Source organism: Burkholderia sp. AU15512 (assembly GCF_002223325.1).
Taxonomy (GTDB): Bacteria; Pseudomonadota; Gammaproteobacteria; order Burkholderiales; family Burkholderiaceae; genus Burkholderia.
Window position 1 is genome coordinate 19197 of the sequence record NZ_NKEX01000001.1, and the last position, 24898, is coordinate 44094.

Here is a 24898-nt window from a genome sequence, read left to right on the forward strand (position 1 = left end):
GGCGTCGCCGGAGCGCACCGGAAAGGACGAAAAAAAGGGCACGGTCGGCGCCAAGCGCCGGCGTGCCCGCATGGAGAATCCCGGACGGAGGTGCGGCGGGGCCCGTCTGGCCCCGTTTCAGGTCAGAAGCGCGTGCGGATGCCCGACGTCAGTTCGAGCTGGTTCTTCGCGCCGAACGTCGACGACACCGTGTAGCCGCCGTGCAGCTTCATGTAGTCGCCGGCCAGGTACACCTCGGTGCGCTTGCTCAGGTGGTAGAACACCGACCCGTAGATCGTCTCCTTGAAGCCGTTGGCGACGCCGTTGGTCAGGCTGAACGCGCCGAGGTTGGCGTTCGGCGTGAAGCCGTCCGCGTTGTTCGCGGCGTTCTTGATGCGCATCTGCTGGTAGCCGAGCTCGTAGTCGAGCGCGCCCTTCGGCGCGATCTTCATCGACACCGTCCACGAATCGTCGTGACGCTGGCCGAGCGAGCCCTGGTCGCCGTTGTAGCGGAAGTAGCCGGCGTTCAGGCGCACGATGTCGAACGTGTAGTTGCCGCCGACCGAGAACGTCTGGTTCCGGTAGCCGTCGTGGTTCACGTGGTTGTAGAAGCCCGACACGTTGAACGGCCCGCCGTTGTAGCCGAGCGCGACCTGGTACGCGGAGCCGGTCGCGAACGCGGTCGAGTTACTGAACTGGTAGCCGGCGCTCGCGAAAATGCCGTTGCTGAACAGCTTCTTCCACGCGATGCCGTTGTTGTAGCGCGTGCCGGTCGGGCCGGCCGCGTAGAAGATCATCTGCTTGAAGTTATTCGAGTTGGTCCAGCCGCCTTCCTCGGTCGACAGCTTCGAGGAACCGTACGCATCGCCGTAGATCGTGGACGCATCGCGGGCGATCGTGTTCTGGAAGCCGGCCGTCAGCTTGCCGAAGCGCTCGTCCTCGACGCCCACCCACGCGTCGCGGTCGAAGATCTGGCCTTCGTCTTCCATCTGGCCGTTCGCGACCACGAATTCGCTTTCGAGGCGGAAGATGATCTTCGTGCCGCCGCCGATGTCTTCAGCGCCCTTCAGGCCCCAGCGGCTGCCGCTGAACCACGGCTCGCCTGCGTTGCCCATCCCGATCACGTGATTGCCGTTCGCGTCGGCGTGGGTCCGGTAGGTCGGAAAGCTCAGGTCCATCAGGCCGTAGAGCTGCACGCTCGACTGCGCATGCGCCTGGGTGCCGGCGCACAGGCCAGCCGCCGCGATGGAAAGGGCAAGGGTTTTTCGTTTCAAGATCGTCTCCTCCGAGCTGCCGCATTGGAATCTGGTCGTTGGCAGTACGCAATGTATGCCGACTCTTGCCGGCCACAGCGAGAGGGCCGACGCGTAGCATCGTAGAGGGTGCAATCCTTCACGACGCTTTCCCGGCCGCAAGAATCGGATCGGTGAAAACACCGAACGCGCAACCATCGCGGATCGGGCAGGCGGACGGAAGCAGGCAAGCCGGGGGCGCCGGCATGCATCGATGACGTTTCGTGCTACGAATCGGTATTCAGGGCGCGCGAAGCGGCCCGTCAGTCCTGCGTGCTCTTCATGCGCAGGATGTAACCGAGCCCGCGCAGCGTGATGATCTCGGCCGTGCTGCCCGCGAGATGCTTGCGCAGCCGGTGGATGTAGATGTCGATCGCGTCGGCGCTCGGCTCGTCGTCGAGCGCGAACACGCTGTCCATCAGGCGGGCCTTCGACACCGTCTTGTTCTGCTGCAGCATCAGCGTTTCGAGGATCGCGTGCTCGCGGCGGCGCAGCGCGAGCACCGTTTCGCCGCAGCGGAATTCGCGCGTGCCGAATGCGTAGACGAGATCGCCGCACACGAGCTGCGTCGTGCCGACGCCGGCCTGCCGGCGGATCAGCGCGCGAATCCGCGCAACCAGCTCGCGCGATTCGAACGGCTTCACGACGTAGTCGTCGGCGCCCGCGCCGAAGCAGTCGACCTTGTCGTCGACCGAACCGTGCGCGGTCAGCATCAGCACCGGCACGTTGTCGTTGCGGCGCCGCAACCGCGCGAGCACCTCCTTGCCGCTGATGCCGGGCAGGCGCATGTCGAGCAGCACCGCGTCGTAGCGTTCGGTCTTCAGCACCGTGTCGGCGCGCTCGCCGTCGCCGACGGAATCGACCGCGAAATCCTCGCCGCGCAGCAGGTTCACGATCCAGTGCGCGAGTTCGGCGTTGTCTTCGACCAGCAGGAGTTTCATGACGGCGTTCTCTTCAATCGTAGGCGGGCAGCCATACAGTCACGACGATACCGCGATTGCCGGCCCCCGGCGCGAGCGACACGCTCCCGCCGTGCGCCTGCGCGATCTCGCGGACGATCGCGAGCCCGAGGCCCGAGCCTTCGGTGTCGGCCGACACGCGGTAGAACCGCTTGAACACGTGCGGCCGCGCTTCGGCCGGGATGCCGGGGCCGTTGTCGACGACGTCGAGCACGATCGCGTCGCCGTCGCGGCGGCCGCAGACCGTCACGCAGCCGCCGGGCTGCGTATAGCGCACCGCGTTGTCGACGAGGTTCATCACCAGCGCGGTCAGCAGGCTGTCGCTGCCGGAGACGTCGAGCCGTTCGCCGAGATCGGCGCCGAGATCGATATTGCGCTGCTGCGCGAGCACGATCGTTTCCTCCAGCACGCTCGACACCACGGCCGCGAGATCGACGCGATGGGTCAGCAGCGTCGACGGCGTCGCTTCCGCATGCGCGAGCAGCAGCAGCTTGTCGGTCACGTCGGCCATCTTGCGGCTGCTGCGCTGCATGCTGTCGAGCACCGATGCGAGTTCACGATCGTCGTTGCCGCGCTGCTGCGCGTACTGGATCTGCGTATCGAGCACCGCGATCGGCGTGCGCAGCTGATGCGCGGCATCCGCGATGAAGCGGCGCTGCGTGGCCGTGTGCGTGTTGAGCCGCGCGATGCACTGGTTGATCGCGTCGACGATCGGCCGCAACTCGTGCTGCAGCCGCTCGGGGCGGATCGGCTCCAGCTCCATCGGGCCGCGGTCGGCCACGTCGTCCTTCAGCTTCATCAGCGGGCGCAGCTCGAGCGTGAGGCCGAGATAGACGAGCACCACCGCGAGCACCAGCATCAGCGACAGACGCACGAGCTGCGGCCGCCAGATCGTCGCGACCATCGCGCCGTAAGAACGCGTCGTCTTCGCGACGACCACCGTCACCGTCTCGATCTGCCCCTCGTCGTACAGCTGACGGTCATAGGCCACCGCGCGCAGCGGCACGCCGTCGAGCGACGTGTCGTACAGCGTCGGCTCGACGCCGTGCCGTGCCGGCAGGTCGAGCGCAGGATTGCCGGCGAGCAGGCCGTCGTGGCCGTCGATCACCTTGTAGAACACCGAGTCGCGCGACGGCGATTCGAAGATCTCCAGCGCGGCGGGCGGCACGTCGGCCGCCGGCCGCCCGTCGCGCCATTCGATGTCCTCGCCGATCGTGCGCGCCGACGCGACGAGCGCGCTGTCCTGCACGAGCGCGGCCGTGGTCCGCGCGGTGTCGTATGACATCGCGCCGGCGATCAGCACGAACACCGCGAGCGGCAGCAGCAGCCACCACAGCAGCCGTCCGCGCAGGCTGTGCGCCATCCCGTTGCGCTCCTTCTCCGAAATGCCGAACCGCGCCGGGAGCGCCGGCGCGGTCGGGTGTGTCATGTCAGGCGTCCGTCTGCGGCGTTCAGAACGCCGCGGGGCGCCACTTCAGCAGCCGCTTCTCGAGCCACGTCAGCAGGTAGTCGGCGGCCAGCGCAACCACCGCCAGCACGATCATCGCCGCGAACACGCCGCTCGCGTTGAACGCGCCCTGGGCGGTGGAGATTAGCAGGCCGATGCCCTGCTTGGAACCCAGGAATTCGCCGACCACCGCGCCGACCAGCGCGAAGCCGAAGCTCACGTGCAGGCTGGCGAGAATCCAGCTCAGCGCGGACGGGATCACGACCGACGTGGTGATCTGCCGGCGCGACGCGCCGAGGATCTGCGCGTTCGCGATCAGGTAGCGGTCGGCTTCGCGCACGCCCTGGAACGCGTTGCCGAACACGACGAAGAACACCATCACGACGGCCAGCGCGATCTTCGACGCCATCCCGAGGCCCAGCGCGATCACGAAGATCGAGCCGAGCACGACGCGCGGGATCGAGTTCGCGATCTGGATGTACAGGCCGAACACGTCGGCCATCAGCTTGTTGCGGCCGAGCACGATCCCGCAGATCACGCCGGCCACCGAGCCGATCACGAAGCCGATGCCGGTTTCCTCGAGCGTGACCCACACCTGCGTGAGCAGCGGGCCCTGCGACGTGCCGTTCACGAACCAGTCCTGGATCTGCGCGAAGATCAGCGTCGGTTGCGAGAAGAAGAACGGATCGATCCACTTCAGCCGTGCGGCGAGTTCCCACCCGCCCAGCACGATCACGAGTACGGCGATCCGCAGGCCGATGATCAGTTGCCGCCGGCGGCGCAGGCGGGTTTGAGCGGCGCGCGACTCGTCCTCGAGCGACGTTGCCGGAATGGCGGTGGGGGGAAGCGTCATGTCGGTCATGCTCCTGTCCTTGCGGTCCTTGCCTTGAGCGTATGCGTCAGCCGATCTGCACTTCTTCGCGCAGGTCGTGCCAGATGTCCTTGGAAATTTCGATGAAGCGCGTGTCGTAGCGGATCTCCGACGTGACGCGCGGGCGCGGCAGGTCGATCTCGACCACGCGCTTGAGCGTGGCCGGCCGCGCGGTCAGCACGAACACGCGGTCGGCCAGCGCGATCGCCTCCTCGAGATCGTGCGTGACGAACACGACCGATCCCTTGTTCGCGGACCAGAGCTGCAGCAGCTCGTCCTGCATCAGCGTGCGCGTCTGCATGTCGAGCGCGGAGAACGGCTCGTCCATCAGCAGGATTTCCGGCTGGTTGATGAAGGTCTGCGCGAGCGCGACGCGCTTTCTCATCCCGCCGGAGAGCTGGTGCGGGTAGTGCTTCGTGAACTTGTCGAGGCCGACCTTGCGGATCCATTCCTCGGCCTGCGCGTACGCGACGTCCTTCGAGCGGCCGCGAAACAGCGGGCCCGCTGCGACGTTGTCGATCACGTTGCGCCACGGAAATACGGCGTCGGCCTGGAACACGAAGCCGATGCGCGGGTCGATCCCGTCGACCGGCCGGCCCATCACGCGCACTTCGCCCGTTGCGGGCTTGAGCAGCCCGGTGATCAGGTTCAGCGTCGTCGACTTGCCGCAGCCGGTCGGCCCGACGATCGCGATGAACTCGCCGCGCGCGACGCTCATGCTGAAGTCGCGCAGCGCGACGGTAGCCTTGCCTTCCGGCGAAATGAAGCGGCACGACACATTGCGAAACTCGATCGCCGGTGTGCTCGGGGAAACTGCCTGATTCATCGCATTGATCCTGCGGGTGAGGAGAGCGTCGCAGCGTGGCGGCGCCGGGCCGGTCAACCGGGCCGGAACGGGGAGCGCACGGCGGCGGGATCGCCGCCGCCGGCGCGACTGCCGAGTTCGATTACTTCGCGTTCACGAAATCGTTCGTGAAGGTGCGCGCCAGGTCGATGTGCTTGCCCTTCACCGACGGGTTGAACGCCGACAGCACCTTCAGCACGGTGGCCGGGCCGTCGGCCGGCATCTTGCCGTCGGCCGTGTACATCGGCAGCGACGCCTTCAGCGCGCTCACGTACAGCGCCTTGTCCTTCTGGTAGTCGGCCGGCATCTTCGCGGCGATTTCATCGGCGCTGTGCGTGTGGATGAACTGCATCGTCTTCGCGAACGCGTGCGCGAGCTTGGTCGCCTGATCCTTGTGCGAATCGGCCCAGGCCGACTGCACGTACAGGCTCGCGGCCGGATAGGTACCGCCGAGCGCGGCGCGCGTGCCTTCCAGCGTGCGCAGGTCGACCAGCACCTTCGCGTCGCCCATCTTCTCGAGCGCGGACACCGTCGGCTCGGTCGTCATGCCGGCGTCGATACGGCCCTGCTTGATCGCGGCGATGAAGCTCGCGTCGGCGCCGACCGGCAGCATCGTGTACTGGGTCGACTGCACGCCGTGCTGGAGCGCAAGGTATTGGGTGAGGAAGCTCGTCGACGAGCCGAGGCCCGTCACGCCGAGCGTCTTGCCCTTCGAGTCGGCCATCGACTTGAAGGTCGGCGCGGCCTTGGTCGACACCATCTCGACTTCGCCCGGCACCTGGCAGAGCACGGCGATCGCCTTCACGTCCTTGCCCTTGCTCTGCAGGTCGACCGTGTGGTCGTAGAAGCCGACGACGCCCTGCACGGCGCCTGCCAGCAGTTCGTTCTCGGCGTCGACGCCGGCCGGCTGCGACAGCAGCTCGACGTCGAGCCCTTCGGCCTTGAAGTTGCCGAGCTCCTGCGTGAGCCGTGCGGGCAGGTAGATGAGCTTCGCGATCCCGCCGACCATGATCGTGATCTTGCCGCCGTCGTCGGCGAAAGCGGGGTGAGCGGCGAGCGCGCAGCTGAGGCTGGCTGCAACGGCGAGGGTGCGCAGGATGGGTCGCATCGGGATCGTCTCCTTCGTTGTATTCGTATGGCGCGATGCTTGCTGCATCGTCACGACGAGTATAGGGAGGCGAAACCTTCTGCAACCTTTCGCGGGTTGGCGGTTCCTTTAGGGGTTTTCCAGCAACGGAGGGCCGGAACAGGCGGGAAACGGGGCGGCAGGCGCTCAGCGCCAGCCGGTCAGCACGCGCCCCATCGCGTCGAGCCCCATGTCGAACAGGTGCGCCACGAACGGCACGAGGTTCGGGATCATCAGTTGCACGAGCAACAGCCCGACGAGCATCGTGACGGGAAAGCCGACCTGGAACACGCCGATCTGCGGCGCCGCGCGGTTCAGGATGCCGAGCGCGAGGTTCGCGATCAGCAGCGCCGCGACCACCGGCAGCGCGAGCAGCAGCCCCATCTCGAACACCGTCGTGCCGAACCCCGCGAGCGTGCGCCAGCCGGGCGCGTGCAGCAGGTCGGCCGACACCGGCAGCGACTGGAACGACGCGGTGAGCGCGGCGAACACCTGCAGGTGGCCGTCCACCGCGAGGAACGCGAGCATCGCGATCGCGTTCAGGAAGCGGCCCATCGCGGGTGTCGCGCCGCTCGTGTGCGGATCGAAGAAGGTGGCGAAGCCGAGCCCCATCGACAGCCCGATGAAATCGCCGGCCGCCCCGACGGCCGCGAACACGATCTGCATCGTGAAGCCCATCGCGACGCCGATCAGGAACTGCATGACGACGATCCAGATGCCCTGCGCGGAGAACACGGTGACGTCCGGCATCGCGCCGAGCGTGGGGGCGACGACCAGCGCCATGAACGCGGCGAGGCCGATCTTCACGCGGATGGGCACTGCCGCATGGCCGACGACGGGCGCGGTCGCGACGAGCGCGAGCATCCGCACGAACGGCCACAGGAACGCCGTGAGCCAGCCGTTGAGCTGCGCGTAGGTAACCGAGAACATCGCCGCCGGGTGGTGCGCGCGGCTCAGCCGACGCCGAGGGTCGCGACGTGCAGCAGCGTCTGCCGCAGGTAGTCGAGCATCGTCGTCATCATCCACGGGCCGGCGATCACGAGCGTCGCGGCGACCGCGAGCAGCTTCGGGATGAACGACAGCGTCGCCTCGTTGATCTGCGTCGCGGCCTGGAACAGGCTCACGACCAGGCCAACCGCGAGCGCGACCAGCAGCAGCGGGGCGGCCAGCAGCAGGCCGACCATCATCGCGTGGTGCGCGAGCGTCATCACTTGTTCGGGCGTCATCGTGCGTGTTCCTCCGCGGCTTACGTAAAGCTCTGCGCGAGCGAGCCGATCAGCAGCTGCCAGCCGTCGACCAGCACGAACAGCATCAGCTTGAACGGCAGCGACACGGTGGACGGCGACACCATCATCATCCCCATCGACATCAGCACGCTCGCGACGACCATGTCGATGATCAGGAACGGGATGAACACCGTGAAGCCGATCTGGAAGCCGGTCTTCAGCTCGCTCGTGACGAACGCCGGCACCAGCAGCGACAGCGGCACGTCCTCGGGCCCCTGCATCGGCGCGGCCTTCGAGATCTTCGCGAACAGCGCGAGATCGGTCTCGCGGGTCTGCTTCAGCATGAAGGTCTTGAACGGCGCGACGCCGCGCTGCACGGCCTGCTCCATCGGCATCGAGCCGTCGGAGAACGGCTTGTAGCCGTCGTTGTACGCCCGGTCGAGCACCGGCGACATCACGAAGAAGGTGAGGAACATCGCGAGGCCGACGAGCACCTGGTTCGGCGGCGTCGTCGCGGTGCCGAGCGCCTGGCGCAGCAGCGACAGCACGATGATGATGCGCGTGAAGCTCGTCATCATCAGCAGCATCGCCGGCAGGAACGACAGCATCGTGAGCAGCAGCATCGTCTGCACGCTCAGCGAATACGTGGTGCCGCCATGCGGGCCCGGGCTCGCGTTGAACGCGGGCAGGCCGTTCGCCTGCGCATACGCGAGCGCGGGGGCGAGGCAGAGGATCAGCACGGGCGCGAGGCGCGCCGCGCGATGCAGGAAGGCGTGTTTCATCGGAATGCGGGGTCGGAAAGAGGGCGCGTTGCCATGTCAGCGGTCCGTGCCGCGACCGAGGCGCTTCGCGGCTTCGCCCGCGAGCGCGTCGCGAAACCGCGAGCCGAACGTGCCGGGCAGGCCGCCGTCGGACGGGGCGGCGCCGGCAGGCGCGTCAGCGGAAACCGGGGCCGCCGCCGAGCCGGCCGGCAGCGTGTGCAGCAATCGCACGTTGCCCGGCGCGACGCCGAGCACGAGCCAGGTATCGCCGATCTCGACGATCGTCGCGCTTTCCTTCGCGCCGACCGCGACGCTCGACACGACCTTCAGCGGGCCGCCGCGGCGTGCATGCTGGAAGCCGAAGCGGCGCGCGAGCCAGGCACACGCGAACACGAGACCGATCACGACCGCGAGCCCGACCAGCGTCTGCAGCACCGCGCCGAAGCCGAGCGACGGTGCGGCCGAGCCGACCATCACGCTCGATGCGATCGACCCGGGGTGGTTCACCGCGTTCATGTCGGCGGCGCTTGCCGGCGCGGTGGCGAGCGACGCCGCAATGGCCGCGGCAGCCGCCGTCGCGATCACGCTGCGCGCGCGGCGGCCGGGCATCACTACGTTCACCGGTTCAGCTTCCGGATGCGTTCGGCCGGCGTGATGATGTCGGTCAGGCGGATGCCGAACTTGTCGTTGACCACCACGACCTCGCCCTGCGCGATCAGGCAGCCGTTCACGAGCACGTCCATCGGCTCGCCGGCCATGCCGTCCAGCTCGACGACCGAACCCTGCGCGAGCTGCAGCAGGTTGCGGATCGCGATCTTCGTGCGGCCGAGCTCCACGGTCATCTTGACCGGGATGTCGAGGATCATCTCGATGTCGTTGTGCGTCGTGTTTGCCGCGGCCTTCGACAGCGGCTGGAACACGCCGGCGCCCGTCGCACCGGCCGGCACCGGCTGCTCGTTTTGCTCGGCCAGCGCGGCCGCCCAGTCGTCCATGCCCGGATCTTCTTCCGCCGCGGCCGGTGCCGCCTGCGCGGCGGCGGCCGATGCCGCGAGGGCCGCGTCGGCCATCGCTTGTGCGTCGTCCTCGGGCGTCTGGTTCAGCTCACTCATATCCACCTTCCTTCATCGAATCGCCCGCGCTGATCATCTTCTGCACGCGCAACGCATATTGACCATTGAAAATTCCGTAGCCGCATTCCATCACCGGCACGCCGTCGACCTTCGCGGTGATCGTGTCCTCGATTTCCAGCGGCAGCACGTCGCCCGCGCGCAGGTTCAGGATCTTCTCGAAGTTCGACGAGATCTCGGCGAGGTTCGCGGTCAGCTCGACCTCGGCGGACTGCACCTGCTGCGACAGCACGCGCACCCAGCGGCGGTCGACTTCGAGCGCCTCGCCCTGGATCGGCGACGCGAGCACGTCGCGGATCGGCTCGACCATCGAGTACGGCATGCAGATGTGCAGCGTGCCGCCCGTCGGCCCGAACTCGATCGAGAACTGCGTGACGATGACGATCTCGTTCGGCGTCGCGACGTTCGCGAACTGCGTGTGCATTTCCGAGCGCACGAATTCGAACTGCAGCGGCCGCACGCTCTTCCACGCGGTCGTGTAGTGCTCGAACACGAGGTTCAGCAGCTTGCCGATGATCCGCTGCTCGGTGGCCGTGAAGTCGCGGCCCTCGACGCGCGTGTGAAAGCGCCCGTCGCCGCCGAACAGGTTGTCGACGACGAAGAACACGAGGTTCGGGTCGAACACGAACAGCGACGTGCCGCGCAGCGGCTTCACGTGCACCAGGTTCAGGTTCGTCGGAATCGGCAGGTTGCGGGTGAACTCGCTGTACTTCTGCACCTTCACCTGGCTGACGGAGATTTCCGCCGTGCGCCGCATGAAGTTGAAGATGCCGATCCGCAGCAGGCGCGCGAAGCGGTCGTTGATGATCTCGAGGCCGGGCATCCGGCCGCGGACGATCCGCTCCTGCGTCGCAATGTTGTAGGGGCGGACGCCCGACGTGTCGCGCTGTTCGTCGACTGAATCGGCTTCGCCCGTGACGCCCTTGAGGAGGGCATCGACCTCCTCCTGGGACATGAACTCCTGGTGACCCATACGCGCTCCTTTCTCGGCCGCGTTACTGGACGACGAACTCGGTGAACAGCACGTCGTCGACCTTCGCGCGCTGGTTGCCCGGCTGCGTCGGCTGCTCGATCAGCTCCCGCAGTTCCTTCGCGAGCGAACGTTTGCCGTCCGGCGTCGCGAGTTCCTCGGGATGCTTGTTCGACAGCGCGAGCAGGATCCGGCTGCGGATCTCCGGCATCCGCGCGGTCAGTTGCTCCTGCGCCTTCGAGTCGGTGAGCTTCAGCGACAGGCCGACGCGCAGGTAGTGCTGCGCGCCGTCGTCGGACTGCAGGTTCACGGTCAGCGGGTCGAGCGGGAAGAACACCGGCGCGGCCAGCGGCGCCGGCTCGGCGGGCTTGCTCGCATGGCCGACGCCTTCCTTGCTCAGGAACACGTACATGCCGCCGGCTGCGGCGGCTGCCGCGCCCAGCGCGATGACGGCGATCAGCGCGATGCGCTTGAACTTGCCGGAGGAAGCCGGCTTGTCGGCGGTCGGGTTTGCGGTCGTGGAGGCCATGTGAATGCGTGCGTGATGTCTCGTAGCATGCATTGTTCGGCATCCGGGCCGAGCCCGATGGGCGGAAAAGAGGGGGGATTTGCGGCTATCTCAGCCGATTGTCGGCCGGATGCAGGGTAAGCGGGGGCGGAAAGGGCCGCCGGGGCGGGCGGCTGAAGCGGGTGGGGTGAGGCGTGAGCGCCGTACCCGCCGCGCGGAACTCCCGCGCCGCTGGCGGCAGGGACGATTGCGCCAGGCCGGGCCGGCGCCTGGCGGGCGTCCGCCGCCCGGTCAGATCGGCAGCAGCGTCAGGAGCGGCGCGATCAGCACCATCGCGACGCCCGCGATCATCATCGTCAGGCTCGACACGACGCCTTCCTCGCTGCCGATCTCGCGCGCCTTCGCGGTGCCCACGCCGTGGGCGGCCGCGCCGAACAGCGCGCCGCGCGCGAGCCGCGTGCGCATCGGCACCAGCGCGAGCACCAGCTCGCCGAGCAGCATCCCGCAGATGCCGGTCGCGATCACGAACAGCGCGGTGAGATCCTTCGGCGCGTGGATCTTGTCCGATACGGCGAGCGCGAACGGCGTCGACACCGAGCGCGTCATCAGCGAGCGCTGCAGCTCGGGCGACAGGTGCAGCAGCTTCGCGAGCAGCAGCGACCCGCACACGCCTGCACAGATCCCGACCGCGACGCCGACCGACAGCGACAGCCAGTGGCGGCGGATCAGGTCGCGATAGTCGTAGATCGGCACCGCGAACGCGATCGTCGCCGGGCCGAGCAGCCACATCAGCCAGCGCGTGTCGTGGAAGTAGACCGAATAGGGGATGCCGGTCAGCAGGACGAGCAGCACCAGCACGCCCGGCACGAACACGAGCGGCGAGAACAGCAGCGTCTTCTTGTACGCGTAGAGCCGCTTCGACGCGAAATACAGCACGACCGTCAGCACGAAGCAGCCGAACGAGATCGCGGTGTTCGCCTGGTCGGCGGACAGGTTCGACAATGCGGCAAGCATGGCAGGCTCCGGCTCAGTGGGCGGACGCGGCGGTGAGGCGCGTGCGGCGGCGTTCGGCGAACACGCGCTGCACGGCGAGCCGGCGCTCGAGCTTTGCGGCGAGGTCGACCGCGACGGCCACCGCGACCATCACGAATGCGGTGCCGGCGAGCATCACCAGCGCGATGCGCCAGCCGTCCTCGCGGAACAGCCCGCCGTACTGCACGGCCGCGACGGCGGCCGGCACGAAGAACAGCAGCATGTCGGACAGGAGCCAGTTCGCGCCGTCCTTCACCCAGGCGGGCGCGACGCGGCCCGAGAACAGCAGCACGAGGAGCACCGCAAGGCCGATCACGCCCGACGGAATCGGCAGCCCGATCTTGCGCACGGCCCAGTCGACCGCCATCCACAGCACGCCGAGCGCGGCGGCCTGCAGCGCGATCCGGCCCGTGCGGGCCAGGCTGCCCGAAGCGGCGGGGCGGGCGGCGAGTGCGGCGGTCGGCTTGGTCATGGCGGGCTCCCTACAGATATTCCGTTGATGGTGGGAGTATAGGGTTTCCCCTAACCATAAATAAAATGACTTGTCTCTATCCTTGTCATTCCAATTCGGAATTCGTTTTCTGATCGCCGCACCACTTTGGGGAGTCATCGATGGAATTGCGCGCGTTGCGGTACTTCGTCGAGGTGGTTCGCCAGCAGAGTTTCACGGCGGCCGCCGACAAGCTGTTCGTGACCCAGCCGACCATCAGCAAGATGGTGAAGGCGCTCGAGGACGAGATCGGCTCGCCGCTGCTGCTGCGCGACGGTCGGCAGATGGTGCTGACCGACGCGGGGCGGATCGTGTTCCAGCGCGGCCAGGACGTGCTCGCCGCGCAGGCGCAGCTGCAGTCGGAGCTGAACGATCTCGGCACGCTCGGGCGCGGCGAGCTGACGATCGGCATCCCGCCGCTCGGCGGCTCGCTGTTCACGCCGATCATCGCTGCCTACAAGCAGCGCTATCCGAACATCGAGCTGAAGCTGTTCGAGCAGGGCGCGCGGATGATCGAGGCCGCGCTGACGTCGGGTGAGCTGGAACTCGGCGGGCTGCTGGAGCCGGTCGATCCCGGCACCTTCGAGCGGCTGCCGATGGTGCGCGCGCCGCTGTGGCTCGTCGCGCCGCGCGAATCGCGCTGGGAGGATCACGCGGCCGTGCCGCTCGCGGATCTCGCGCGCGAGTCGTTCGTGTTCTACGCGGAAAGTCTCGCGCTGCACGACGCGGTGCTGGATGCGTGCCGGCAGGCCGGCTTCACGCCGTCGATCGTGAGCCGCAGCGGCCACTGGGATTTCATGGCCGCGCTCGTGCATGCGGGGGTCGGCATTGCGCTGCTGCCCGAGCCGTATTGCCGGCGGCTCGACGCGGGCCAGTTCACGTGCCGGCCGATCGTCGAGCCGGAGATCACGTGGGCGATCGCGCTCGGCTGGCTGAAGAAGGGGTATCTGTCGCACGCGGCGCGCGCGTGGCTCGACGTGGCGCGGGCGACGCTGCCGATCGCGCCGGGTGACGATCTGGCGTTTGGTGGGTTGCGGGCGAGGGAGTGAGGCCCGCCGAAGCGGGTGGTCAAGCGAACGAGGCGGGCGCAACAGCCGCCCGCCGCGCGGTCAATGCCCCATCGCCGGCCCCGCGCCCTTCCTCGGCTTCGTGACCCACACGAGCGCCGCGAGCGCGCCGAACATGAACGCCGACAGCAGGAAGAAGTCGTTGGTCGCCATCATGAAGCCCTGCTGCGTGACGAGCTGGTTGAGCTGCGCATTGGCCGTCTGGCCGACGATGCCGAGCTGCGACAGCGCGCCCTGGTAGTCGGTCGTGTTCTGCGCATACACGCTCACCGATTCCGACAGCCGCGCGTGGTGGTAGATCGCGTCGTTTTCCCAGAACGTCGAGCTCGCCGCGGTGCCGATCGCGCCGGACAGCGTGCGCAGGAAGTTCGACAGCCCCGACGCGCTCGCGAGCCGGTCGTCGGAGATGCTCGACAGCGTGATCGTCGTCATCGGCACGAAGAAGCACGCGACGCCGATCCCCTGCACGAGCCGCGGCAGGATCACGTGGTTGAACGGCACGTCTAGCGTAAACGTCGAGTTCCAGATCGACACGCCGGCGAACACGATGAACGCGAAGCTCGCGACCATCCGCAGGTCGAGCCGGTGCATGTTGCGGCCGATCAGCGGCGACAGCACGAGCGCGAGCAGCCCGACCGGCGCGGTCGCGAGGCCGGCCTTGCCGGCCGTGTAGCCCATCACCGTCTGCAGCCACAGCGGGAAGATCACGACCGAGCCGAAGAACGCCATGAAGCCGAACGAGATGATCATCGCGCCGAGCGCGAAGTTGCGGTCCTTGAAGAGCGACAGGTCGACCACCGGCTCCTTCTCGGTCGCCTCCCACACGAGCATGAACGCGAGCGACACGACCGCGATCAGCGCCAGCGCGACGATGAACGTCGAGTTGAACCAGTCGCGGTCCTTGCCGAGGTCGAGCATCATCTGCAGGCACGACACGCCGATCACGAGCAGTGCAAGGCCGATCGCGTCGATCCGCTGCTTCGACGTCTTCGTCTCGCGCCCGCGCAGCAGGAAATACGCGCAGGTCGCCGAGAAGATGCCGATCGGCAGGTTGATGTAGAAGATCCACGGCCATGTGTAGTTGTCGCTGATCCAGCCGCCCAGCAACGGGCCGAAGATCGGTGCGACGATCACCGTCATCGCCCATAGCCCGAGCGCGAGCCCGCGCTTCGCGGGCGGGTAGCTGCGCATCAGGATCGTCTGCGACAGCGGCACCATCGGCCCCGACACGAGGCCCTGCAGCAGCCGGAACGCGATCAGCGTCTCGAAGTTGGTCGCGAGGCCGCACAGCGCCGATGCGACGGTGAACGCGAGCACCGACAGCGTGAACAGCCGCACCTCGCCGACCCGCCGCGCGAGCCAGCCGGTGAGCGGCACCGCGATCGCGGACGCCACCGAGTACGACGAGATCACCCAGGTGCCTTCGCTCGTCGCGACGCCGAGGCTGCCGGAAATGGTCGGCACCGCGACGTTCGCGATCGACGTGTCGAGCACTTCCATGAAGGTGCCGAGCGCGAGCCCGACGGTGAGCAGCGCGAGCGCACCGCCGGACAACGGCGCGGGTTCGGCGGCGGGGGCGGCGGATGCCGTGGTGGCGGACATCGGAATCTCCTAGACGCGGCGCGCGCGACGCGCCGGCGCAACGCACGGGTGTGCGCCGCAGCGCAACCCGGCCGGGTGGAACGGATAAAGGGAAAAGGGGAGCGCGTGCCTTGTCATCTTCTGCCCAGACAGAGAAATAAGCGAGTGCTTAACCTAGACATGGGACCTCCGCGCGCCTCAGCCGTCCGCTTCTTCGTCGGGGTTCGGGCAACCGGTCGAACCGGGCCCGTTGGCGATGAAGCGCTGCAACAGGCCGGTGAGCGTCACGAGCTCGTCGGCCGAGAAACCGTCGAGTTGCGCGTTCAGCGCGTTCGCGATCAGCGACGGCAGCGCACGCGCGGCGTCGGCGCCGCGTTCGGTCAACGTCAGCTCGATCATCCGGCGATCCTGCTCGCTGCGCGAGCGGGCGACCAGCCCCTTGCGTTCGAGGCGGTCGAGCATCCGCGTCATCGACCCGCTGTCGTACGACATCTTGCGGGACAGCTCGAACGGCGTGCGCGCATAGCCGCGCGACAGCAGCAGGATCACGCCGATCTGCTGCGCGGTGAGGTCGAGCGGCTCGAGCGCACGGTCCATCCGCTCGACGAGCGCCTGCTTCGCCTTCGACAGGTAATAGCCGAGGCTCGTTTCCAGCGCGATGTTCTCGGGATCGTAGAGGCCGCCGGTCATGCGATTGCGCACGCAGCAATAGTGCGTTTCGGATTTAAACGCGCCCAGTATCTTGAAAATTGATTGCATAGTCAATATTATTTGAGGCAATCAGTTACGACGTGCATGTTGCACTGCCGGAGACTATGTTCTGACCGACGCGCCCGCGCTGCGGGCACCCCGAGGATGTTCGCGATGCTGTTCCTGAAAAATGCCGCCGGCGCGCTGCGCCGCAACCTGACCGATACCGCTCATCATGCGTTTTCCGGGCCGCACCGCGGCTGGAAGATCGCGCTGTACGTGACGATGCTGGTGGTCCCGGGCGGCTCGCTCGCGGCGCTCGGGTTCGCATGGTTCGATCATCGCCGGCAGCGCAACGTGAAAGACGGCGCTCGCCGCGCGGGCCAGCCGGCCGCGACGGAGCCGTCGACATGGCGGTCCGCCGCCGAACCGCTCCCGCTGCCCGCGCGCTGCCACTGACCGCTGACCGCGCGCTGCCACTGACCGCTGACCGCGCGCGTCTCCCGCCTTCCTGGCTGCTCCGGCTGAACGCCGGCCGCGCCCCGCACGGCCGGCGTCGCCCCGTCTTCCCGTCAGCTGGCCGTAATGGCCGGTAAACCGGCCGCTCGCGCCGGTAACACATTCCTGTCCCCGCGCACCGTACCCTTGGGGCTGCGCAGCTTTCCCGCCGTCAGTTACCATTTGTCCGCCAGCGGCACGACGACCGCATCGCGCGACGCCGCTCGCCGGCCATCGCGCCCAGACAGGAAAACCACCATGCCGTACGCCTCCCTCCCGCGCGCCCCTCGCCCGCTGAGCGCCGCCGTCGCCGTCGCGACGGCCGTGCTGCTCGCCGGCTGCGCCGTCGGGCCCGACTATCACCGGCCCGACACGTCGATCCCCGCCGCCTACAAGGAAGCGCCGGCCGGATGGAAGGTCGCGCAGCCCGCCGACCGCACCGACCGCGGCGCGTGGTGGACGGTCTACAACGATCCGCAGCTCGATGCGCTGATCGGCAGGCTCAACGCGTCGAACCAGACCATCGCGCAATCGGCGGCCGCGTACCGGCAGGCGCGCGCGCTCGTCACCGAGGCGCGTGCCGCGTATTTCCCGACCGTCGGGCTGACCGCGTCGGGCTCGCGCGCCCGCACGCCGCGCACGTCGGTGTCGTCGGGTTCGTCGTCGAGCTTCGGCAGCGGTTCGTCCGGCTCGATCAACAACAGCTACAGCGTCGGCCTCGACGCGAGCTGGGAACCGGACCTGTGGGGCAAGGTGAGTCGCACCGTCAGCGCGCAGCGCGCCGGCGAAGCGGCCGCCGCGGCCGATCTCGCGAACGCGCGGCTGTCGCAGCAGGCACTGCTCGCGCAAACCTATTTCCAGCTGCGCACGTCCGATGCGCTGCAGAAGCTGCTCGACGACACCGTGAAGTCGTACGAACAGTCGTTGAAGCTCACGCAGAACCAGTACGCGCAGGGCGTTGCCGCACGTGCGGACGTGATCCAGGCGCAAACGCAGCTGCAGAGCGCGCAGGCCGCATCGATCGACAACGGCGTGGCCCGTGCGCAGTACGAGCATGCGATCGCGACGCTGATCGGCGAACCGGCGTCGACTTTCTCGCTGCCGCCGAATCCGCTCACGGCCGAGCCGCCGATCACGCCGGTCGACGTGCCGTCCGCGATCCTCGAGCGCCGGCCCGACATCGCCGCGGCCGAGCGCCGTGCGGCGGCGGCGAACGAACAGATCGGCGTCGCGATCGCCGCGTTCTTCCCGACGCTCACGCTGTCGGCCACCGGCGGCTTCCAGAGTTCGGTGTGGTCGCAGCTGTTCACGCTGCCGGCGCGCTTCTGGACGGTCGGCCCGCAGCTCGCGGCCACGCTGTTCGACGCCGGGCTGCGCGCCGCGCAGACCGACGCCGCGCGCGCGACCTACGACCAGGACGTCGCCGCGTACCGCCTCGCGGTGCTCACCGCGTTCCAGGACGTCGAGGACAACCTCGCGTCGCAGCGCATCCTCGCGCAGGAAATCGACGTGCAGCGGCAGGCGGTCGACAGCGCCGAGCATTCGCTCGCGATCGTCACGAACCAGTACAAGGCCGGCACGGTCGCCTACCTGAACGTGCTGACCGCGCAGACCACCGCGTTCACCGCGCAGCAGAAGCTCGCGACGATCGCCGGGCAGCGGATGACGTCGTCGGTCGGGCTCGTGAAGGCGCTCGGCGGCGGCTGGAACGTCGCGGAGATGGCCCGCGAGAACGGCGACGTGGCGGCGCCTGCACCTTTGCCGGCGTCCGGTGCGGCCGCGCCCGCGGCCACCGCACCGGCGGTCGCCGCGCCGCTCGCGCAGAAGTAGGAAGGAAAGGGCGACGCGCGCGTCAGCGCTGCGCGTCGCCGAAGATCAGCGACACCTCGTTGTTGCCGATCGGGTGGCCGAGCAGGTTCAGCAGCCCCGCGAGGTTCGCCTGCTGCTCGGGCGCCGAGTGCGCGGTGCCGCGGAACGAGCCCTGGCCCGGGCCAAAGGTGCCGTGGCCGTCGAGGAACAGCGGGCCCTGCGTCGTCGACAGGTCGAGATCGGCGCCGGCCCCCTTCGCCTGCAGCACCGCACGGTACGAACCGAGCGGCTTCACGCGCGAGACGCGCGAACTCATCGAGTCGATCGTCACCGTCAGCTGGCCGAACGCGTTGTTGCCGATCAGGCGCCAGTCGCTCCAGCCGAGCCGCACGTCGCCCTGCAGGTCGAGCGTGTTGAACGGCGTGCCGAGCCCCGCGAGCAGCGACGCGGGCACGGCCATCGTACCCGCCGACAGCACCGCGCCGCGCCACGTCGCATCGAGCGTGACCGCGTCGGGCATCGCCTCGGTCTGCCGCATGCGCATCTGCACGCGCCCGGTCAGCAGCGGCCAGAAGCGCGTGGTCCATTCGACCCGGCCGGGCAGCAGCGTCGCCGCGCTCTGGTCGGCCCCCGGCGCGAGCATCAGCGTGCCCGAACCGTGCCACAGCGACCCGTCGGGATCGACGAGATTCACGTGCCCGCCGGTCGCGCGCGCGAACTGCGGCGCGATCCATGCGGCCGGCGCGAGTGCGACGAGCGTCAACGCCGTCGCCAGGCCGCCCGCCAGTACCCACGGCAATACGGTGGCGAGCCGCTTGATCCCCGGCCTCATCGGCCGACCGCCACTTGCGTCGTCCAACTGCGTCATTTCTGCGTAGACGGTTGCATCACGGCCGTCAGGTCGACCTGACCATCGTCTTTCAGCGCGGTGGCATGCGCCTCGCCGACCTGCACCTTGAACTGCCGGCGCGCGTCGTCGAGCCACTGCGTCCACGCCGGGAACGACACGTTCTTCATCTGGATCTGCACGCCGTTGCCGACGATCTGCACCTGCGCGCCCTGCAGCCCGTGATCGGACAGCGACGCGGTCAGCGCGTCCTTCAGCGCGAGGCCGGTCGGTGCCACGCCCTGTGCGGCGGCCGTCAGCGACTTCGCCTCGTTCGCCTTCGCGGTCATCTGCGCCAGCTCGCGGCGCATCGTCGGCAGCTCGCGCTGGATCCGCGCGCGGCCTTCCTGCGCGGGCGACCACAGCACCGAATACGCGATCGCGACCGCCAGCACGGCGCCGCCCCAGCCGAGCAGCATCTTTTCGCGTTGTGAGCGCTCGCCCCAGAACTGGGCCAGCGTCTGGTTCAGTTGTTCCGTCTTCATGAGCGGCTCCGGATCGTCCATTTGCCCGTGTTGCTGTCGACTTCGCCGGACAGTCCGTTACGCGCGAGGCGCTGCGTGAAATCGGGATCGACCTTGACCTCGGGCTTGAAGCCGACGTCGAGCTTCCGGTCGTGATAGTCGAGCGACGCGATGCCGTTCAGCGGCAGCGCGCCCATCGAACGCGACAGCCCGCTCGCCAGCGCGAGGAAATCGTTCGGCGACAGCTCGCCGGCCGCAAGACGCAACTGGTCGAGCTGGCGCTGCATCTGCGCGGGCGGATCGAGCACCGTCGTCGTCTTCGGGAAGGCGGACAGCAGCGTCTCGGTGATCTGCGCGGACAGCGCATCGCGCTCGCGCGACAGCTTCCACCAGTGCAGGTTCATCCCGATCACCGCCACGCCGAGCGTCGCCGCGACGAGCGCGAGCGGCACGCGCAGGCGCTTCACCGTCGCGCGGTCGAAGCGCCACGGCTGCGATTCGAATTCGAACTGGCACAGGTCGAACTTCTCGGTGAGCGCGCGCCGCGCGAACGCGTCGAACGACAGCGGCGCGGCGCCCGGCAGCAGCGTGCCGCCGTCGGTGCGGCCGACCGATGCGAGCCGCGGCTCCGCGCCCGGTTCGCCGAGTTCGTACAGTTCGACGTCGCCGCCGCCCGCAAGCGCGGCCAGCGTGCCGGCCGCACGCGACGCGGGCGCCGCGAAGCCTTCGCCGAGCGCACCGCGCGCGACCGCGAGTTCGAGGCGCGGCGCACCGGCTGCAGCCGGCAGCGCGCCGGCTTCGACGAGTACCGGTTCGACCGATGCCGCGAGGCCGAGCACCGCGGCCACCGTCGCCGGACGAGCGGGCGGCGCCTCGACGGCGTCTGCGGCAACCGCGGCGGCATCGACTTCGCTGTCGGCCGGCGCGGCGGTGACGTGCGGCGCCGGCAGGCAGCGGGTCGCGGGCACCGCGCTCAGGTGTCGATGGCCGGCCGCCGTGAACGCGTCGCAGATCGTGCGGAACCACGCGCGATCGACGACGGCCAGCACGCGGCGCCCATCGGGCAGCGCGTCCGGATCGAGCGCGATATGGCAGCCGAGCGGATCCTGGATCAGCTGATCCTCGACGATGTTGGGCAGCGCCTGGCGCAGCTTCGGTCCCTTCAGCGGCGGCACGGTCGCGGCCAGCAGCAGCACGTCGCGCGCGGCGACGATCAGCACGGTCGCATTCGCGCGCGGCAGCAACGCAAGCGCGGCGCGGCCGGCGCGCTGCACGTGGCCGGCCTTGTCGACGAGCGTGAACGGCAGCTCGGGCCACTGCCATTCCTGCAACGGCACGGCAGGCTCGCGCGGCGGCAAAGAAACAATCAACGTGCTCACAAGAGCTCCTCTCCCGATTGGCGTCGTTATAGCTGGTCGCGGATGCGCACGACCCGTGTCGAGTGCGTGGTCGGATCACGATACACGAGCGAGGTGCGATCAACCTCCGCCCGGTCATGCTGGATCCGGCCATGCACGATGAAATAGCTCGAATTGACGTCGATGACGCTCGAGTCGGGCGTCACGTTCGGCGGCGCACCGGCGCCGCGCAGCGCGAGCTGCACGTCGCCGACGTTGCGGAAAAACACGGTCTCGCGGCGCGACACGAGCGCCTGCGCGGACGACACGCTCATCCCCGGCATCAGCGCCGCGATCACCTCGGCCGGCGCCGTGTTCATGTTCACGGGCGTCGTGGTCGGCAGCACGGTGACGAACGGGCGCAACCGCGCGACCATCTCGGGCGTCACGCCGTCGACGTCGAGCAGGCTGTCGACGCCCGTCATCATCAGCGGAGCGGGCCCGCGATCGCCGCCCGTCATGCCGGGATCGTCGGTGAAGCCGCCGCCGCCTTGCTGATCGGTCGTCACCGGCGCGGTGACCGGCGGCGCCGTGCCGCCGCCCGGCAGCGTCGGCATCTGGAAACGCGTCGCCGAATTCAGCAGGCTCGCGCGCACCTGCAGCGCGATGCGCTTCGCGAACGCGCCGTCGTAGCCGAGCGTCGTCAGCAGGCGCTGGAACGCCTGGACCTGCGTCACGTTCAACTGCAGCACGCCGGGCGCCGGCGATGCCACGAGGTTGCGCAGGTTGAACTTCGCCTGCGCGTCCTCGATCGAGCCGGAGAGATAGGTGTCTTCGCCGCCGGTGTCGTTGGGCGCACCGATCCGGCCGAGGAAGTCCGACAGTTTCGTCTTCGCGATCGGCACGCCCCAGATGCCGCCGAGATACGTGATGCCGGGCGCCGTGTCGCCTTCGGAACGCAGGATCATCCGCGTCCAGTCGAGCGCGCCGCGCGCGACCCACTGCGCCTGCGCGATCACGCGCTGGTTCTCGATCCGGCGGATCTGCACCTGCTGGCGCCACAGCATCCCCGAGACGAGGATCGCCGACAGCGCGACGACCAGCAGCGCGGTGATGATCGCCGCGCCGCGCTGGCGGCCGCGTGTCCGTGCCCGTGCATGACCGGCAGCACGGGTGGCAAGCAATGAGCGGGGAGCGCGCGCGCGCATCGTCATTCCCCGACGAGGAAGATGCGCGTGACCGGCACGCGCAGCGACGTCGCGCCGATGCTGACCTGCAGCCCCGTCACCGCGCGCGCAGGCGGCGCGTTGCCGATCTGCGGCACCTTGAGCGCATCGTTGTTCTGCGCGAGCGCGTCGTTGGCCGTCTGCAGGTTGGTGGTCCAGCCCACGCGCGGCACGTACAGCTTCGCGTCGATCGCGCCGACGCCGCCCATCAGCGCGACCCAGCTCCAGCCTTCGACGCTGCTGTCCTTCAGCATGTTGCGCAGCCGGTTCGCGTCGTCGATCGGCGGCGATGCATAGCGCACGACGCGCCCGCCGGCGATCCGGTAGCGCACCACCTGCAGCCGCGGCGCGACGCCCGGCACCTCGAGTTCGCGGACGATCTGCAGCGTATTGCCGGCCACGCCGATCGCCGGCTGGCCGGCTTCGTCGTCGGTCGCGGCGAGCCGCGCGTCGATGCGCATCTGGTCGAACATCTGCGCGAACACGCGCTCGTCTTCCATCGCGGCCGCGACCTTGTCGCGACCGCGCATGATCTGGTCGAGCCCGCGCCATGCGAGGATCGCGACCACCGCGAGGATCGCGATCGCGATCATCAGCTCGATCAGCGTGAAGCCGCGGGCGGGGCGGGCGAGCGGGCGTCGCATCGGCGCGTCAGAGCGGACGGCTGGTTTCATTTGCGACCACCGTCACCATTTGCGCGAGCACGCCGGTGTGCCCGGGCATGCTCACCGAAATCCGCACGCGCCGGAACACCGGGTTGGGCGTGGTGCTCACGCGCTGCGTGCAGACGAGCTGCACGTTGCCTTGCGAGCAGTCGAAACTCTGTTCGCCGATCTCCGGCCACGCGTGCGTGAGCCGCATCTGCGCGAGCGCGTTGTCGGCGCTCCAGCCGGCGAGCAGGCGGCGATGAAGGTCGGAGGCATTGTTCGCCATCGTGCCGACCGCGCGGATCGACGCGGCGAGTGCGACCGCGATGATCGCGAGTGCGACCAGCACCTCGATCATCGTGAAACCGCGCGATGAAGAAACGGAAGAGGGCAGGCGACGACGCATCGTCATTGCACCTCGTAGCGGCCGTTGCCGGTGCCGACGATCGTCGCGCTGCCGGCGGCCGAATGCAGCGTCACGCGCACGGGCGTGTCGATGCTCTCGGTGCCGAACACGACGCGATTCGCATGCGTGTCGGACCCCGGATAGTCGATGTCGGCGCCCGTGACGCCACCGTCCCAGTCGCGTGGGCGCAGCAGGTCGTCGCGCAGCGTGCGCCAGCCGTCGGGCGAGCTCACGTCGAAACGGAAGCCGTGTGCGGTCGGCTGCCATGCGATCGGCCGGGCACGCACCTGCGCTTCGTCGCCGGCCGTCTCGAACAGCAGCGCGATGCGCTGCGCTTCCTCGCGCAGGTCGGTGCGCGGATTGCGCGTGAGCGACAGCGACGCGAGCGACACGAGCAGCCCCGCGATCACGAGCACGACCAGCATTTCGAGCAGCGTGAAGCCGCGCGCGCGATGACGCCGCGCGCCGTGCTTCGCTTGCCCGCCGTCGGCACGCACCGGCGCGGACGAAGCCGCGCCGCGACGCACACGGCAATCGCGGCCGCAGCGGAAGGTCGTGCGAGTGGCGAGCATGAAGACGGGAACGAAGCGTCGGGCCGGTCAGTGAGCGCTTATTGCCACGAACCGATGTCGGTGTCGTTGCCTTCGCCGCCTTCCTTGCCGTCGGCGCCGTAGCTGAACACGTCGATCTCGCCGTGCACGCCCGGGTTCAGGTACTTGTAGCCGTTACCCCACGGATCGTTCGGCAGGCGCTCGAGATAGCCGCCGTCCTTCCAGTTGTTCGGGATCGGATCGGTGGACGGCTTCTGGATCAGCGCGTTCAGGCCCTGATCCTGGGTCGGGTAGCGGCCGTTGTCGAGACGGTACAGCTTGAGCGCCTGCATGATCGTGCCGATGTCCTGCTTCGCGGCGATGCGGCGTGCCTCGTCCGGGCGGCTCATGATCTTCGGCACGATGAGCGCCGCCAGGATCCCGAGGATCGCGACCACCACCATGATCTCGATCAGCGTGAAACCGCGCTGGCGACGCACGGCCGCGTTGCGGCGAGTGATCCACGTTTGCATGACTGACTACCTCTTTCCAAAAAATGTCGTTGGTCGGGTGACGCACCCGCGCACCGGACGATTGCCTGACGGCAACCTTCCGAACCCGCGGGCGCGGAGCACGCATTGTAAGGCGCGCATTGCCGAGGGCTTTCACCCAACGCAAATTTCATATACATCCGTACAATAGCGCGCATGAACGCGCTCTCGATCCGGATCCTCTCTCTAGCCCTCTTCGCGGGTTTGTGCGCGACGGCCACCTACTGGGTCGTCACGCTGTCCGCCCGCGAAGCGCCGCTGCCCGCCGCCGCCGCGCGGCTGCCGATCCGCACCGAGGACGCCGCGGCGCTCTTCGGCGGTCAGCTCGACAAGAATGCCGTGCAGGACATCCACCTGTTCGGCATCCTCGCGCTCGACCACGGCGGTGCCGCGATCATCGGTGTCGGTGGCGAACCGCCGCGTGCCGTGTCGCTCGGCGCGGACGTCACGTCGGGCGCGAAGCTCGCCGAAGTCCGCCCCCGCTCGATCATCGTCGAGCGCAACGGCGCCCGCACCGAAGTCCAGCTGCCCGCCAACACGCCGTCTCCGGCGATCTACGTGCGCTGAAGCCGAA

29 protein-coding genes are annotated in these 24898 nt (G+C 68.6%); 4 read left to right on the forward strand and 25 right to left on the reverse strand.

Annotated elements, in window-relative coordinates; genetic code table 11:
- Positions 1 to 122 precede the first annotated feature (122 nt).
- The 15 genes from CFB43_RS00100 to CFB43_RS00170 all read right to left on the reverse strand — a co-directional run bounded on the left by CFB43_RS00100 (position 123) and on the right by CFB43_RS00170 (position 12614).
- On the reverse strand, positions 123 to 1253 hold the full coding sequence (locus CFB43_RS00100; protein WP_089493787.1) for a porin: 1131 nt from the start codon (positions 1251 to 1253) through the stop codon (positions 123 to 125).
- A 281-nt stretch (positions 1254 to 1534) separates the two neighbouring features.
- Complete coding sequence (locus CFB43_RS00105) at positions 1535 to 2212, reverse strand: response regulator (protein WP_041492705.1); 678 nt, start codon at positions 2210 to 2212, stop codon at positions 1535 to 1537.
- Positions 2213 to 2225: 13 nt separating this feature from the next.
- Positions 2226 to 3593: a sensor histidine kinase gene (locus tag CFB43_RS00110; RefSeq protein WP_089493934.1), complete on the reverse strand. Its 1368-nt coding sequence runs from the start codon at positions 3591 to 3593 to the stop codon at positions 2226 to 2228.
- Between the two features lie 88 nt (positions 3594 to 3681).
- Positions 3682 to 4539: an ABC transporter permease gene (locus CFB43_RS00115; RefSeq protein WP_089438879.1), complete on the reverse strand. Its 858-nt coding sequence runs from the start codon at positions 4537 to 4539 to the stop codon at positions 3682 to 3684.
- A gap of 37 nt (positions 4540 to 4576) precedes the next feature.
- The gene (locus CFB43_RS00120; protein ID WP_089493788.1) at positions 4577 to 5374 is read right to left on the reverse strand and encodes an ABC transporter ATP-binding protein; all 798 of its coding nucleotides are present in this window, start codon (positions 5372 to 5374) and stop codon (positions 4577 to 4579) included.
- A gap of 121 nt (positions 5375 to 5495) precedes the next feature.
- Positions 5496 to 6500 (reverse strand): ABC transporter substrate-binding protein, encoded by a 1005-nt coding sequence (locus tag CFB43_RS00125; protein ID WP_089493789.1) that lies wholly within the window; start codon positions 6498 to 6500, stop codon positions 5496 to 5498.
- 165 nt (positions 6501 to 6665) lie between these two features.
- The gene (gene fliR, locus CFB43_RS00130; RefSeq protein ID WP_089493790.1) at positions 6666 to 7448 is read right to left on the reverse strand and encodes a flagellar biosynthetic protein FliR; all 783 of its coding nucleotides are present in this window, start codon (positions 7446 to 7448) and stop codon (positions 6666 to 6668) included.
- Between the two features lie 23 nt (positions 7449 to 7471).
- On the reverse strand, positions 7472 to 7744 hold the full coding sequence (gene fliQ / locus CFB43_RS00135; RefSeq protein WP_039351961.1) for a flagellar biosynthesis protein FliQ: 273 nt from the start codon (positions 7742 to 7744) through the stop codon (positions 7472 to 7474).
- A 20-nt stretch (positions 7745 to 7764) separates the two neighbouring features.
- Positions 7765 to 8526 carry a flagellar type III secretion system pore protein FliP gene (gene fliP / locus CFB43_RS00140; RefSeq protein ID WP_089455315.1) on the reverse strand — a complete coding sequence of 254 codons (762 nt, stop codon included), beginning with the start codon at positions 8524 to 8526 and terminating at the stop codon, positions 7765 to 7767.
- Between the two features lie 36 nt (positions 8527 to 8562).
- Positions 8563 to 9126, reverse strand: coding sequence for a flagellar biosynthetic protein FliO (gene fliO, locus CFB43_RS00145; RefSeq protein WP_089493791.1), 564 nt, complete (start codon positions 9124 to 9126; stop codon positions 8563 to 8565).
- The gene (gene fliN, locus CFB43_RS00150; protein WP_069246732.1) at positions 9123 to 9614 is read right to left on the reverse strand and encodes a flagellar motor switch protein FliN; all 492 of its coding nucleotides are present in this window, start codon (positions 9612 to 9614) and stop codon (positions 9123 to 9125) included. The genes fliO and fliN overlap by 4 nt, the downstream gene beginning before the upstream one ends.
- Positions 9607 to 10605: a flagellar motor switch protein FliM gene (gene fliM / locus CFB43_RS00155; protein WP_069246733.1), complete on the reverse strand. Its 999-nt coding sequence runs from the start codon at positions 10603 to 10605 to the stop codon at positions 9607 to 9609. Before fliM ends, fliN begins: the two co-directional genes overlap by 8 nt.
- A 22-nt stretch (positions 10606 to 10627) precedes the next feature.
- Complete coding sequence (fliL, locus tag CFB43_RS00160) at positions 10628 to 11164, reverse strand: flagellar basal body-associated protein FliL (RefSeq protein ID WP_089424119.1); 537 nt, start codon at positions 11162 to 11164, stop codon at positions 10628 to 10630.
- A gap of 237 nt (positions 11165 to 11401) precedes the next feature.
- Entirely contained in the window at positions 11402 to 12124 is a 723-nt protein-coding gene (locus tag CFB43_RS00165; protein ID WP_039351943.1) for an LrgB family protein, read from the reverse strand.
- Positions 12125 to 12137: 13 nt separating this feature from the next.
- Positions 12138 to 12614: a CidA/LrgA family protein gene (locus tag CFB43_RS00170; RefSeq protein ID WP_089493792.1), complete on the reverse strand. Its 477-nt coding sequence runs from the start codon at positions 12612 to 12614 to the stop codon at positions 12138 to 12140.
- Positions 12615 to 12754: 140 nt separating this feature from the next.
- Here CFB43_RS00170 and CFB43_RS00175 point away from each other — a divergent pair, with 140 nt between their 5' ends.
- The gene (locus CFB43_RS00175; RefSeq protein WP_085041246.1) at positions 12755 to 13681 is read left to right on the forward strand and encodes a LysR family transcriptional regulator; all 927 of its coding nucleotides are present in this window, start codon (positions 12755 to 12757) and stop codon (positions 13679 to 13681) included.
- 60 nt (positions 13682 to 13741) lie between these two features.
- Here CFB43_RS00175 and CFB43_RS00180 read toward each other — a convergent pair whose 3' ends face one another.
- Together CFB43_RS00180 and CFB43_RS00185 are read right to left on the reverse strand one after the other, a co-directional pair.
- A complete protein-coding gene (locus CFB43_RS00180) occupies positions 13742 to 15301 on the reverse strand; it encodes a DHA2 family efflux MFS transporter permease subunit (protein WP_089471857.1) in 1560 nt (519 codons plus the stop codon).
- A gap of 177 nt (positions 15302 to 15478) precedes the next feature.
- Positions 15479 to 15970 (reverse strand): MarR family winged helix-turn-helix transcriptional regulator, encoded by a 492-nt coding sequence (locus CFB43_RS00185; protein ID WP_089493793.1) that lies wholly within the window; start codon positions 15968 to 15970, stop codon positions 15479 to 15481.
- Positions 15971 to 16144: 174 nt separating this feature from the next.
- Here CFB43_RS00185 and CFB43_RS00190 point away from each other — a divergent pair, with 174 nt between their 5' ends.
- Both CFB43_RS00190 and CFB43_RS00195 read left to right on the forward strand, forming a co-directional pair.
- Positions 16145 to 16429: a multidrug ABC transporter ATPase gene (locus CFB43_RS00190; protein ID WP_089493935.1), complete on the forward strand. Its 285-nt coding sequence runs from the start codon at positions 16145 to 16147 to the stop codon at positions 16427 to 16429.
- A gap of 297 nt (positions 16430 to 16726) precedes the next feature.
- Positions 16727 to 18298, forward strand: coding sequence for an efflux transporter outer membrane subunit (locus CFB43_RS00195; RefSeq protein ID WP_089493794.1), 1572 nt, complete (start codon positions 16727 to 16729; stop codon positions 18296 to 18298).
- A 22-nt stretch (positions 18299 to 18320) separates the two neighbouring features.
- On the opposite strand, the gene CFB43_RS00200 is transcribed toward CFB43_RS00195, so the two are convergent.
- Genes CFB43_RS00200 through gspG form a run of 8 tightly spaced genes read right to left on the reverse strand, consistent with a single transcriptional unit; the run spans position 18321 to position 24306 of the window.
- On the reverse strand, positions 18321 to 19109 hold the full coding sequence (locus CFB43_RS00200) for a type II secretion system protein N (protein ID WP_089493795.1): 789 nt from the start codon (positions 19107 to 19109) through the stop codon (positions 18321 to 18323).
- A 32-nt stretch (positions 19110 to 19141) separates the two neighbouring features.
- On the reverse strand, positions 19142 to 19648 hold the full coding sequence (gspM, locus tag CFB43_RS00205; protein WP_089493936.1) for a type II secretion system protein GspM: 507 nt from the start codon (positions 19646 to 19648) through the stop codon (positions 19142 to 19144).
- Positions 19645 to 21006, reverse strand: a complete 1362-nt coding sequence (gspL, locus tag CFB43_RS00210) for a type II secretion system protein GspL (protein WP_089493796.1) — start codon at positions 21004 to 21006, stop codon at positions 19645 to 19647. The genes gspM and gspL overlap by 4 nt, the downstream gene beginning before the upstream one ends.
- 26 nt (positions 21007 to 21032) lie before the next feature.
- Complete coding sequence (gene gspK, locus CFB43_RS00215) at positions 21033 to 22172, reverse strand: type II secretion system minor pseudopilin GspK (RefSeq protein WP_256989887.1); 1140 nt, start codon at positions 22170 to 22172, stop codon at positions 21033 to 21035.
- Between the two features lie 2 nt (positions 22173 to 22174).
- Positions 22175 to 22834: a PulJ/GspJ family protein gene (locus CFB43_RS00220; protein WP_039351910.1), complete on the reverse strand. Its 660-nt coding sequence runs from the start codon at positions 22832 to 22834 to the stop codon at positions 22175 to 22177.
- A 7-nt stretch (positions 22835 to 22841) separates the two neighbouring features.
- The gene (gene gspI / locus CFB43_RS00225) at positions 22842 to 23249 is read right to left on the reverse strand and encodes a type II secretion system minor pseudopilin GspI (RefSeq protein WP_081436557.1); all 408 of its coding nucleotides are present in this window, start codon (positions 23247 to 23249) and stop codon (positions 22842 to 22844) included.
- A complete protein-coding gene (locus CFB43_RS00230) occupies positions 23246 to 23815 on the reverse strand; it encodes a GspH/FimT family pseudopilin (protein WP_089493798.1) in 570 nt (189 codons plus the stop codon). The genes gspI and CFB43_RS00230 overlap by 4 nt, the downstream gene beginning before the upstream one ends.
- A gap of 38 nt (positions 23816 to 23853) precedes the next feature.
- Positions 23854 to 24306, reverse strand: coding sequence for a type II secretion system major pseudopilin GspG (gspG, locus tag CFB43_RS00235; RefSeq protein WP_011350483.1), 453 nt, complete (start codon positions 24304 to 24306; stop codon positions 23854 to 23856).
- A 174-nt stretch (positions 24307 to 24480) separates the two neighbouring features.
- Between gspG and CFB43_RS00240 the strand changes: the two genes are divergently transcribed.
- Positions 24481 to 24891, forward strand: a complete 411-nt coding sequence (locus tag CFB43_RS00240) for a type II secretion system protein N (protein ID WP_039351532.1) — start codon at positions 24481 to 24483, stop codon at positions 24889 to 24891.
- Positions 24892 to 24898 lie beyond the last annotated feature (7 nt).

Excerpts from the sequence above, each read along its gene's own strand:
- fliL (WP_089424119.1), bottom strand. The coding sequence starts at position 11,164 with ATGCATGCTACGAGACATCACGCACGCATTCACATGGCCTCCACGACC.
- fliN (WP_069246732.1), bottom strand. The coding sequence starts at position 9,614 with ATGAGTGAGCTGAACCAGACGCCCGAGGACGACGCACAAGCGATGGCC.
- gspG (WP_011350483.1), bottom strand. The coding sequence starts at position 24,306 with ATGCAAACGTGGATCACTCGCCGCAACGCGGCCGTGCGTCGCCAGCGC.
- CFB43_RS00165 (WP_039351943.1), bottom strand. The coding sequence starts at position 12,124 with ATGCTTGCCGCATTGTCGAACCTGTCCGCCGACCAGGCGAACACCGCG.
- fliQ (WP_039351961.1), bottom strand. The coding sequence starts at position 7,744 with ATGACGCCCGAACAAGTGATGACGCTCGCGCACCACGCGATGATGGTC.
- fliP (WP_089455315.1), bottom strand. The coding sequence starts at position 8,526 with ATGAAACACGCCTTCCTGCATCGCGCGGCGCGCCTCGCGCCCGTGCTG.
- CFB43_RS00195 (WP_089493794.1), top strand. The coding sequence starts at position 16,727 with ATGCCGTACGCCTCCCTCCCGCGCGCCCCTCGCCCGCTGAGCGCCGCC.
- CFB43_RS00240 (WP_039351532.1), top strand. The coding sequence starts at position 24,481 with ATGAACGCGCTCTCGATCCGGATCCTCTCTCTAGCCCTCTTCGCGGGT.
- CFB43_RS00125 (WP_089493789.1), bottom strand. The coding sequence starts at position 6,500 with ATGCGACCCATCCTGCGCACCCTCGCCGTTGCAGCCAGCCTCAGCTGC.
- CFB43_RS00230 (WP_089493798.1), bottom strand. The coding sequence starts at position 23,815 with ATGCTCGCCACTCGCACGACCTTCCGCTGCGGCCGCGATTGCCGTGTG.
- CFB43_RS00180 (WP_089471857.1), bottom strand. The coding sequence starts at position 15,301 with ATGTCCGCCACCACGGCATCCGCCGCCCCCGCCGCCGAACCCGCGCCG.
- CFB43_RS00120 (WP_089493788.1), bottom strand. The coding sequence starts at position 5,374 with ATGAATCAGGCAGTTTCCCCGAGCACACCGGCGATCGAGTTTCGCAAT.
- gspI (WP_081436557.1), bottom strand. The coding sequence starts at position 23,249 with ATGACGATGCGTCGTCGCCTGCCCTCTTCCGTTTCTTCATCGCGCGGT.
- CFB43_RS00115 (WP_089438879.1), bottom strand. The coding sequence starts at position 4,539 with ATGACCGACATGACGCTTCCCCCCACCGCCATTCCGGCAACGTCGCTC.
- CFB43_RS00200 (WP_089493795.1), bottom strand. The coding sequence starts at position 19,109 with ATGAGGCCGGGGATCAAGCGGCTCGCCACCGTATTGCCGTGGGTACTG.
- CFB43_RS00170 (WP_089493792.1), bottom strand. The coding sequence starts at position 12,614 with ATGACCAAGCCGACCGCCGCACTCGCCGCCCGCCCCGCCGCTTCGGGC.
- CFB43_RS00220 (WP_039351910.1), bottom strand. The coding sequence starts at position 22,834 with ATGCGACGCCCGCTCGCCCGCCCCGCCCGCGGCTTCACGCTGATCGAG.
- gspM (WP_089493936.1), bottom strand. The coding sequence starts at position 19,648 with ATGAAGACGGAACAACTGAACCAGACGCTGGCCCAGTTCTGGGGCGAG.
- fliR (WP_089493790.1), bottom strand. The coding sequence starts at position 7,448 with ATGTTCTCGGTTACCTACGCGCAGCTCAACGGCTGGCTCACGGCGTTC.
- CFB43_RS00175 (WP_085041246.1), top strand. The coding sequence starts at position 12,755 with ATGGAATTGCGCGCGTTGCGGTACTTCGTCGAGGTGGTTCGCCAGCAG.
- CFB43_RS00190 (WP_089493935.1), top strand. The coding sequence starts at position 16,145 with ATGCTGTTCCTGAAAAATGCCGCCGGCGCGCTGCGCCGCAACCTGACC.
- CFB43_RS00110 (WP_089493934.1), bottom strand. The coding sequence starts at position 3,593 with ATGGCGCACAGCCTGCGCGGACGGCTGCTGTGGTGGCTGCTGCTGCCG.
- gspK (WP_256989887.1), bottom strand. The coding sequence starts at position 22,172 with ATGCGCGCGCGCGCTCCCCGCTCATTGCTTGCCACCCGTGCTGCCGGT.
- fliM (WP_069246733.1), bottom strand. The coding sequence starts at position 10,605 with ATGGGTCACCAGGAGTTCATGTCCCAGGAGGAGGTCGATGCCCTCCTC.
- CFB43_RS00105 (WP_041492705.1), bottom strand. The coding sequence starts at position 2,212 with ATGAAACTCCTGCTGGTCGAAGACAACGCCGAACTCGCGCACTGGATC.
- CFB43_RS00185 (WP_089493793.1), bottom strand. The coding sequence starts at position 15,970 with ATGACCGGCGGCCTCTACGATCCCGAGAACATCGCGCTGGAAACGAGC.